The organism is Micromonospora sp. NPDC005220 (assembly GCF_040607895.1).
Lineage (GTDB): Bacteria > Actinomycetota > Actinomycetes > Mycobacteriales > Micromonosporaceae > Micromonospora.
The window spans coordinates 1-8,197 of sequence record NZ_JBEXHP010000045.1; the positions used below are offsets into that span (position 1 = coordinate 1).

Annotated in this window: 7 protein-coding genes; 3 read left to right on the forward strand and 4 right to left on the reverse strand. The window is 70.5% G+C overall.

The features are described from left to right. Positions 1–102 precede the first annotated feature (102 nt). Positions 103–1,353 (reverse strand): DUF222 domain-containing protein, encoded by a 1,251-nt coding sequence (locus ABZU52_RS18155; RefSeq protein WP_354972167.1) that lies wholly within the window; start codon positions 1,351–1,353, stop codon positions 103–105. A gap of 94 nt (positions 1,354–1,447) precedes the next feature. Here ABZU52_RS18155 and ABZU52_RS18160 point away from each other — a divergent pair, with 94 nt between their 5' ends. Continuing rightward, the gene (locus ABZU52_RS18160; RefSeq protein ID WP_354972168.1) at positions 1,448–2,413 is read left to right on the forward strand and encodes an inositol-3-phosphate synthase; all 966 of its coding nucleotides are present in this window, start codon (positions 1,448–1,450) and stop codon (positions 2,411–2,413) included. A gap of 46 nt (positions 2,414–2,459) precedes the next feature. Here the strand turns inward: ABZU52_RS18160 and ABZU52_RS18165 are convergent, their stop codons facing one another. Together ABZU52_RS18165 and glgA are read right to left on the reverse strand one after the other, a co-directional pair. Further along, complete coding sequence (locus ABZU52_RS18165) at positions 2,460–2,744, reverse strand: antibiotic biosynthesis monooxygenase family protein (RefSeq protein WP_354972169.1); 285 nt, start codon at positions 2,742–2,744, stop codon at positions 2,460–2,462. 85 nt (positions 2,745–2,829) lie between these two features. After that, positions 2,830–4,038: a glycogen synthase gene (gene glgA, locus ABZU52_RS18170; protein WP_354972170.1), complete on the reverse strand. Its 1,209-nt coding sequence runs from the start codon at positions 4,036–4,038 to the stop codon at positions 2,830–2,832. Positions 4,039–4,110: 72 nt separating this feature from the next. On the opposite strand from glgA, the gene glgC reads away from it, so the two are divergent. Further along, positions 4,111–5,343, forward strand: coding sequence for a glucose-1-phosphate adenylyltransferase (gene glgC / locus ABZU52_RS18175; RefSeq protein WP_354972171.1), 1,233 nt, complete (start codon positions 4,111–4,113; stop codon positions 5,341–5,343). Positions 5,344–5,374: 31 nt separating this feature from the next. Continuing rightward, the gene (pgm, locus tag ABZU52_RS18180; protein WP_354972172.1) at positions 5,375–7,018 is read left to right on the forward strand and encodes a phosphoglucomutase (alpha-D-glucose-1,6-bisphosphate-dependent); all 1,644 of its coding nucleotides are present in this window, start codon (positions 5,375–5,377) and stop codon (positions 7,016–7,018) included. A gap of 114 nt (positions 7,019–7,132) precedes the next feature. On the opposite strand, the gene ABZU52_RS18185 is transcribed toward pgm, so the two are convergent. Next, a complete protein-coding gene (locus ABZU52_RS18185) occupies positions 7,133–8,068 on the reverse strand; it encodes an NAD(+)/NADH kinase (protein WP_354972173.1) in 936 nt (311 codons plus the stop codon). Positions 8,069–8,197: the final 129 nt, after the last annotated feature.

An 8,197-nucleotide genomic window follows, 5' to 3' on the forward strand; every position in this document is an offset into this window, starting at 1 on the left:
GCCGTTGCCGCACAACCGAAAGCTCGTCAGGGGTCACCGCAACATCGAACTACCCGGAACCACTCCGACGACTCAACGACACGCCGACCTAACAAAGCACTACTAGTTGCGCCGGTGGTAGTGGTTTCGGCGGGGGAGTTGCTCGGGGTCGAGCCAGGCGGGCGGCACGAACTCGGGGTGGCCATCGCCGGCGAGCCGGACGACCCAGTCGCCGTGGTGGAGGTGTCGGTGGTGGTGGCCGCAGAGCAGCACGGCGTTGGCGAGGCTGGTGTCGCCGCCGTCGGCCCAGTGCCGGATGTGGTGGGCGTCGCACCAACGCGGTGGGCGGTCGCAGCCCGGGAAGGCGCAGCCCCGGTCGCGCAGCACGAGGGCGCGGCGCAGCGGACCGGTGATGAGGCGGCGTTGCCGGCCGACGTCGAGGACCTGGCCGGCGCCGCCGAGCACGGCGGGCAGGATGCTCGCGTCGCAGGCCAGGCGACGCACAGCCTCGGCGCTCAGGTACAGGCCGGTGTCGAGCGCACCGGTGCCCAGTTGTCGGGTCAGCTCGTCGTAGCCGGTGGTGACGACGACCTGGGCAAGGTCGCCGCCGTTCTCGGGTAGCTCACCGGTGCGCAGGGCCAGTCGGCAGACGTCGGCCAGGGCGTCGTGTCGGCGCTGGCCCGGGGTGCGGGTGTCGTCGGGGCCGGTGGGTGCGGTGAGCGGGTCGATGGCGGCGCGCAACGCGGCGGCGGCTTCGGTGTCGAGGATGCCGGTGAGGCGCAGCCGGCCATCGGACTGCTCGCTGATGGTGACGTGCCGGTCCCGGGCTGCCCGCGCCTCCTGCGCCCGCAGCGCCGCCTCGGCTGCGGCGTCGGCGACCTCCGGGGCGACGTGGTCGAGGATCCGGGTGCCGAGCCTGCGCAGCAGGGCGGCGTCGAACTGCGTCGCCCACTCGACGAGGACACCGACGGCCTTGTCGGCGGCCTCCGTGCCGGCGCTGGCCTGGACGGTCTCAACCGTGTTGGCGATGACCCGGACCTGCTCCACGTCGACCGACCCGCCGGCCAACGCGTCCCGCACGCCGTTCGGCGCGGCGTCGAGCGTCGCGGCCAGCTCGACCAGACGGCGGGCGACGCCGACGCCGAGGCGTAACCGGTCACGTAGCCACACCGCCGTCGAGGACGCGCCCTGCGACGTCGCGGTGCCGCGACCGTCCAGCTCGCGCACGAGACTCAGCTTGACTGCCGCCAGTCGCTGTTCCAGGCGATGCGTCGCATCCAACGCCGCCACGAGATCGCGCTCGTCGGTAGCCCAGGTAGCCGTGTCGAAGCAGGCCGCGACTGCGGCCTCCGCCTGCTCCAACGCATCGATCACAAGCAGAGACTAGAACGTATGTACGACACTTTCTGGGGCCGTGATGGTCTCGGCGGGGCGGACCACCGAACCGGAGGTGACGTAGCCTCCGGCCATGATCGAACGGGTGAAGCTCGCGGTTGTTGGTGTCGGTAACAACACCTCGGCACTGGTGCAGGGGCTTGCTCTCCACCACCAGAGCGGCAGCCTGGTCGGCATCCGCAGGCCGACGATCGACGGGCTCGGGGTGGGAGACATCGACATCGTGGCGGCCTTCGCCACCTCCGAGGAGAAGATCGGTCGGGACCTGACCGAGGCGATCTTCCTGGCGCCCAACAACTTCCCTCGGCTGGAGTGCGACCTGCCCAGAGCGGGCGTGCCGGTCACGAAGGGCCTTGTTGACGCGAGCGAGGTGCAGCGGGTGGCAGCGGCGCTGGCAGGAGCGGAGGTGCTGCTCTATTCGGCGCCGAGTGGCCGGCCGGAGACCGCCCAGGCGTACGCCGAGGCAGCCCACACGGCGGGCGTCGCCTTCATCAACACGACCTCCGACCCGGTCGCCCGCGACCCACGCTGGATCGACAGGTTCGAGGCAGCCGGTCTGCCGCTGCTCGGCGACGACCTGGCCAGCCAGTTCGGCACCTCGGTGCTGCACAACGCGCTGCTGCGGCTCCTGGAGGAGCGGGGCCTCACCCTGGTCAGCTCCTACCAGGTCAATCTCGGCGGCACCGAGGACTTCCGCAACCTGGTCGAGAACCCCGACACCAAGAAGCAGTCCAAGCTCAACGCGCTGTCGGCGGCCGACGGCACGGTGCAGGCCGACGGCACGGTGCAGTTGGCTCCGCTCGGCTACCTGTCGCAGCTGAAGTCGCAGAAGATCGCGCATCTCAACATTGAGGCGCAGGGGTGGGGCGGGACGGCGGTGAGCCTCGACGTGAAACTCAGGGTGCACGATCCCAGCGGCGCCGCCGGCGTCAACATCGACCTGATCCGGCTGGCGGCGAGCGCGTTCCGTAACGGCCGGGGCGGCTTTCTGGCCGAGGCGTCGCCGTTGCTCAAATCCCCGCCCGGCACGGTTGTCTGACACCGACGCCGCTGCGACCAGGTGGCCGACCGGGCCGAGGGTGGTGCTACGCCTCCTCGACCCCGGCGACCCGGTACTTGCACACGGTCGCGTCCCGTAGCGGTGGCAGCTCCAGGGACGGGCCGTCCCCGTTGCGGAACCGGTGCAGATGATCATCGGATTCCCACCGCTCGTACACGTTGATCCGGGTGGGGTCGAGCTGGTCCGCTGACTGATTGAAGTCCAGGCAGCCCGGCGCGGCGCGGGCCAGACGGGTCACCTCCGCGACTCCGCTCAGGTAGCGATCGCGGTCGGACGGATCGACGTGCAGCGTTCCGGCGATGATGAGCAAATCGTCTCCTCGCGGCTGGGTGAAGCAATCATCGTCGACGATGTCACACGTGTCTCCCGTGGCGCGGACTCTCCGGCCGGCTCCGCTAGGCCGTCGCCCCGACCGAGCGGTAGACCTCCAGGGTCTGCCGGGCGATGGCGTCCCAGGAGAAGTGCTCCACGGCGCGCCGACGGCCGGCCAGGCCGAACCGCTCGGTGCGCGCCGGGTCGGCGAGCAGCGTGTTGATCGCGGCCGCGAGGTCAGCCACGAAGCGGTCCGGGGCCAGTGGGGTGCCGGAGCCGTCGGTGGCCTGCTCGATGGGCACCAGCAGGCCCGTCTCGCCGTCGGCCACCACCTCGGGAATGCCGCCGGTGGCGGTCGCCACGACGGCCGTCTCGCAGGCCATCGCCTCCAGGTTGACGATGCCCATCGGCTCGTACACCGACGGGCAGGCGAAGACCGTCGCGTGGGTGAGCACCTGGATCACCTCCGGCTTGGGCAGCATCTCGGCCACCCAGACCACGCCGGACCGGTTGGCCCGCAGTTCGGCGACCAGCGCCTCCACCTCGGCGGCGATCTCCGCGGTGTCGGGCGCGCCGGCGAGCAGCACCAGCTGGGTGTCCGCCGGCAGCTCCCGGGCGGCCTTCAGCAGGTACGGCAGCCCCTTCTGCCGGGTGATCCTGCCCACGTAGACCACGCTCGGTCGGGCCGGGTCGATGCCGAGTCGGTCGAGCACCTCGGTGCCCTGGTCCGGGGCGTACTGGACGGTGTCGATGCCGTTATAGACCACCCGGACCCGGTCCGGATCGACCTGCGGGTAGGCGGTGAGCACGTCGTTACGCATCCCGCCGCTGACCGCGATGATCGCGTCGGCCGACTCGTACGCCGTGCGTTCGATCCAGGAGGAGAGCGCGTACCCGCCGCCGAGCTGCTCGGCCTTCCACGGCCGCAGCGGCTCCAGGCTGTGCGCGGTCACCACGTGCGGCACCCCGTGCAGCAGCTTCGCGGTGTGGCCGGCCAGGTTCGCGTACCACGTGTGGCTGTGCACCACGTCGGTGCCGGCCGCGCCGGCGGCCATTTCCAGATCGACGCCCATCGTGCGCAGCGCGGCGTTCGCGCCGGTCAGGCCGGGCGGTTCGGCGTACGCCGTGACGCCCGGCTCGGTGCGCGGCAGGCCGAAGCAGTGCACCCGCACGTCGGCGAGGCGCCGCAACTCCCGAGCCAGGTACTCGACGTGCACGCCCGCGCCGCCGTAGACCTCCGGTGGGTACTCGCGGGTGAGCAGATCGACGCGCAGCGGGGTGGGTTCGTTCATGACCCCGCACCCTAGTGCAGAAGACTCCCCGTAGGAGTGGTGAAGTGGGACTCGGGTGGATAGCGTCGGGGCATGGCTGCCAAGGTGCTCGCGATCGTCCTGGCGGGTGGGGAGGGCAAGCGCCTGATGCCACTCACCACGGATCGGGCCAAGCCGGCCGTCCCGTTCGGCGGGATGTACCGCATGGTCGATTTTGTCCTCTCCAACCTGGCCAACGCCGGCTATCTCAAGATCGTCGTGTTGACCCAGTACAAGTCCCATTCCCTCGACCGACACATCACCAAGACCTGGCGGATGTCCACGCTGCTCGGCAACTACGTCACCCCGGTGCCCGCGCAACAGCGTCGTGGCCCGTGGTGGTTCGCCGGCTCGGCCGACGCCATCTACCAGAGCTTCAACCTGATCAACGACGAGCAGCCCGATTACGTGATCGTCTTCGGCGCCGACCACATCTACCGGATGGACCCCCGGCAGATGGTGGAGGACCACATCGCCTCCGGCGCGGCGGTGACAGTCGCCGGCATCCGGCAGCCGCTGTCGATGGCCGACCAGTTCGGCGTCATCGAGGTCGGCGAGGACGGCAAGCGGATCCGGGCGTTCCGCGAGAAGCCCACCGACGCGGTCGGCCTGCCCGACGCGCCCGACGAGATCTACGCCTCGATGGGCAACTACGTCTTCACCACCCGGGCGCTCTGCGAGGCGGTCGAGCGCGACGCCGAAGACAAGACCAGCAAGCACGACATGGGCGGCAGCATCATCCCGATGCTCGTCGAGCGGGGCGAGGCGAACGTCTACGACTTCCGCGACAACGAGGTGCCGGGCAGCACCGACCGCGATCGCGGCTACTGGCGGGACGTGGGCACGCTCGACTCGTTCTACGACGCGCACATGGATCTGATCAACGTGCACCCGGTCTTCAACATGTACAACTTCGACTGGCCGATCTACACCGAGCAGCCGTCGTGGCCGCCGGCGAAGTTCGTCCACCAGTGGGGTGAGCGGGTTGGCCGGGCGGTCGGCTCGATGGTCTCCCCGGGCGTGGTGATCTCCGGTTCGCTGGTGGAGAACTCGATCGTGTCGCCGAAGGTGCGGGTGCACTCCTGGGCGCACGTCGAGGGCTCGGTGCTGATGGAGGGTGTCGAGATTGGCCGACACGCGGTGGTCCGACGGGCGATCCTGGACAAGAACGTGTTCGTCCCCGAGGGCGTCGAGATCGGCGTCGACCTGGAGAAGGACCGTCAGCGCTACACCGTCTCCGACAACGGCATCGTGGTGATCGGCAAGGGCCAGAAGGTCGTGCCGTGACCGAACCGCACTCCCCGAGGAGGATCCCGCAGTGACCCACCCCCGTGCCGGCCAGCCCGCCGAGCCCGCCGACCTGGTCGACGTGCCGCGCCTGGTGACCGCCTACTACGCCGAGCACCCGGACCCCGCGGACCCGGCCCAGCAGGTCTCCTTCGGCACCTCCGGCCACCGCGGCTCCAGCCTGCGCAACGCGTTCAACTCCGACCACATCCTGGCGGTCACCCAGGCGCTCTGCGACTACCGGCGCGAGCAGGGGCTGGACGGGCCGCTCTTCCTCGCCCGGGACACCCACGCGCTCTCCGCGCCGGCCGCGGTGGACGCCCTGGAGGTGCTCGCCGCCAACGGGGTCACCGTGCTGGTGGACAGCCGCGACGGCTACACCCCGACCCCGGCGTTGTCGCACGCGATCCTCACCCACAACCGGGGGCGGACCAGCGGCCTCGCCGACGGCATCGTCATCACCCCGTCGCACAACCCGCCCGACGACGGCGGGTTCAAGTACAACCCCACCAACGGCGGGCCGGCCGACACCGACGTGACCCGGTGGATCCAGGACCGGGCCAACACCATCCTCGCCGCCGGGCTCAAGGAGGTCCGCCGGATCACCTACGCGCGAGCGCGAGCCGCCGACACCACCGGGGAGTACGACTTCCTCGCCCACTACGTCGACGACCTGCCGGCGGCGATCGACATCGACGCCATCCGCGACGCGGGGATCCGCATCGGGGCGGACCCGCTGGGCGGGGCGAGCGTGGCGTACTGGGGTGAGATCGCCGAGCGGCACCGGCTGGACCTGACCGTGGTCAACCCGACTGTCGACCCGACCTGGCGGTTCATGACCCTGGACGGCGACGGCAAGATCAGGATGGACTGCTCCTCGCCGAACGCGATGGCGTCGCTGATCGCCGCGCGTGCCGACTACCAGATCTCCACGGGCAACGACGCCGACGCCGACCGGCACGGCATCGTCACTCCGGACGCCGGGCTGATGAACCCCAACCACTACCTGGCGGTGGCCATTCGTCACCTGTTCCGCACCCGCACCGAGTGGGGTCCGGACGCCGCGGTGGGCAAGACGCTGGTCTCCTCGTCGATGATCGACCGGGTCGCCGAAGACCTGGGTCGGCCGCTGTTGGAGGTGCCGGTCGGCTTCAAGTGGTTCGTGCCCGGCCTGCTGGACGGCGCGGTCGGCTTCGGTGGTGAGGAGAGCGCCGGGGCGTCGTTCCTCCGTCGCGACGGCTCCACCTGGACCACCGACAAGGACGGCCTGCTGCTCTGTCTGCTCGCCGCCGAGATCCAGGCCACCACCGGCCGCAGCCCGAGCGAGCACTGGGCCGAGTTGGCCGAGCGCTTCGGCGCGCCCGCGTACGCCCGGATCGACGCCCCGGCCACCCGGGAGCAGAAGGCCGTGCTCGGCAAGCTCTCCCCGGAGCAGGTCACCGCCACCGAGCTGGCCGGTGAGCCGATCACCGCGACGCTGACCACCGCCCCCGGTAACGGCGCACCGATCGGCGGCCTCAAGGTCACCACCGAGTCCGGTTGGTTCGCCGCCCGCCCCTCCGGCACCGAGGACGTCTACAAGATCTACGCCGAGTCCTTCCAGGGCCCCGACCACCTGAAGAAGATCCAGGAAGAAGCCAAAGCCCTGGTAGACCAGGCCCTAACCCAGGCCTGACCCACCCCCACCCTCACCCCCGGCCCCAGCCCGGTTGATCATGAAGTTATTGCCCGTTCCCGCGGCGTGTCGTGACAATAACTTCATGATCAACGGGGTTGAGGGGTGGGGGTTTCAGCAGGGCGGGGGGTCGGCCGTCGTTGGTAGCCCCTGTTGGGCGCGGCGGCGCAGCTCCTCGGGAAGGAGCTCGCGCAGCTGCTCGGGCAGGAACGGCAGGTCGAGCAGAGACATCTTCAACTGGTTGCGCTCCTGGTAACGCATCGGGTCGAAGCGGACCACCAGGCCGGCGTCGCGACGGTACGAGATGTCCACCGCACCCTCCGTCGCCGCGTCGCGGAACACCAGCCCGTCCATCTCCACCACGACTGGCGACGAGTTGGACTGGATCTCCAGCCGAACCTTCTCGTCCGGGGAGAGCACCACCGCCCGGGAGATGCCGGCCATCGGCGCCGACGGGGTGATCACCACCGAGTCCGCCGCCGGGGAGATGAGTGGACCACCGGCGGCATAGCTGTACGCCGTCGAGCCGATCGGGGTACTGACCACCACGGCGTCGCTGCGGTAGTAGCCGTACTGCTGGCCGTCGATGGCGAGCGTGACGCTGACGAAGCCGGCCCCCGGCTGCCGGACCAACGCGATGTCGTTGAACGCCACGACGTCGTCACCGCACACGTCGCAGGCGAGGCACGCGTGCGACTCGATCGTGAAGTCCTTCGACAGCAACCGGCTCAGCGCGTCGGGCAGTTCCGGCGGCTCGATCTCGACGAGGAAACCCAGACGACCCAGGTGTACGCCGAGCACCGGCTTCGGGTCGAGGACGGCGGAGCGCAGCGCGCCCAGCATGGTGCCGTCGCCGCCGATACTGATCAGCGCGTCGGCGCGGGTGGCCACCTCGGCCTCTGGCACCGGCTCGACGCCGGACGGGACGCGGTGCTGGTCCTCCTCGCGCACGTACAGCGTCTTGCGGTGTCGCGTCGCCCACCGTCCGATGATGTCGACCACCTCGGTGACATCCCGGGTGGGGTGCAGCACAAGTCCCAGCCCCGACACCCGTACAGCTCATCACATCGGTGGCGGGCGCACCCGGCGTACGCCGAAGGTGGGCCGGCGGGGCCGGGGCCCCCGGCGCCCCCCCCCGCCGGGTTGGGGGGGGGGGGGCGGGGGGGTGGGGGGAAGGGC